The sequence below is a fragment of the Methylobacter sp. genome, from assembly GCF_004322395.1.
Lineage (GTDB): Bacteria > Pseudomonadota > Gammaproteobacteria > Methylococcales > Methylomonadaceae > Methylobacter_A.
Map to the genome: position 1 here is coordinate 1 of NZ_SCTW01000098.1, position 1,507 is coordinate 1,507.

Here is a 1,507-nt window from a genome sequence, read left to right on the forward strand (position 1 = left end):
CATTTCGGCAATCTTTCCCTGTAACAGAAAACGCCCGGCCATCAACTGAACATCATGATGGCGCATGCCCAGTATGCGTCTTGATGCTTCGCGTATAACTGCAAAAGCGATCGCCAGCAGCTCATCGCGAAAGCCTTTTTTTTGCAGTTCGCGACCGACTTTAGCCAATTCGACGCGCAAACCATCATCTTGATGATTCCAAATGGAAGACTCCAGCGCATTAACCTTTTGTACAAAACGTTTGGCTTTAGCGGTGCCGCTTGAAGAAAAGTGAACCATAAATCCGCGTAAACGCTCCTCAAACTCGGATTCATGCAAATCAACCCGTTCGACATAGCAGCCATCGCTAACTTCTATGGTGCGCCCCGCAATCAGCGCTCGAATATCAGACACCGAAGCGACTCAAAAATAATTGCCGCAAACGGCGTAAACCCTGCCAGGCTAACGGCTCATTGCCATGATCGAAGCGGACATGTACGCGCTCCCCAAACGTCACCGTTGAAACAGTCGCCGGCAATGCAAGATCTACGATAAAAATCCGCTCGACCGTCTTCAATCCGTCCGGATCGTTAGGCTCAGTAATTATGGTTCCGCCGCCGCTTAACGATAATGCCGCAGACGGCAGTTCGTTTATCCCGCCTGCGGATTCCCTGGCTAAATTAACGCGATGGCTTTGCGCTATCCAATTCGATAACCGTAACTCTATCGACGCCAGTCGCGAGCGCACCAAATCTATATCGTCCTGCGGAACAACCACCCGCGCCAATAAGGCATCGCGTTCCAACACATAGCCGATCAGGTCGCCTTTTTTGAAATATTTGCCGGGCATGTCTTGCGGCTGAGCAGCAACGAAAACACCCTCGGTATTGGCATAGCCGATCAGGTTTTCAGCTCGTTTTTCCAATTGTGCCTGCTTCTCTTGCTCGCCTTGCAATTGGCGGAACAAAACCGCCGCTTTGGTCGGATCAGTAAATTGTTCGGCGTTATATTTTGCCTCGGTTTCTTTAACTTTGGCTGTTGCAACGGCCAGCTCGGTGAATAGCAAATCATCCTCTAATACATACAGAGGCGTTGATTTCTTGACCCTCACGCCGGGAGAAACCAGCCAGCGGCGAAAAAAACCGTTCCCCCCGGCGCGCAAAATGGACTGGTCGGGCAACCATACGACTCCCTCGGTTCTGGTATAAAGCGGCATGGGCAGGACAAAGCCCAGAAGCCCTACGCCGATCAGTATAGAAAGCGAGATCAGTAATGCAGCTTTTCGGCGCCGTCTCAAATTGGCTGAGCCTGTGACATGCTTATAAGCCGCCCGTAAGGGCATTGCCAACAGTTTAAAGCCGCCCCATAGCGCCAATAGCGTGCCGAAAATAAAAAATCTGTCGGCGATAAATAGAGTGACGGACACCGTCACGAAAGTACGGTACAGCCATGCCAGCGGAGTGTAACAAAGCAGCCAAAGCCGTTCCGATTCGGTCTCATGAGAAGGGGCTATATCATACGCGCCAAA

2 protein-coding genes are annotated in these 1,507 nt (G+C 51.2%); both read right to left on the minus strand.

The genetic code is table 11. The features are described 5' to 3' along the window. The coding region (locus tag EPO18_RS13155) for a hypothetical protein (protein WP_292433895.1) at window positions 1–393 on the minus strand (393 nt) is incomplete at its 3' end. Then, on the minus strand, window positions 386–1,507 hold a 1,122-nt coding region (locus EPO18_RS13160), incomplete at its 5' end, for an efflux RND transporter periplasmic adaptor subunit (protein ID WP_292433897.1). The genes EPO18_RS13160 and EPO18_RS13155, both read right to left, overlap by 8 nt.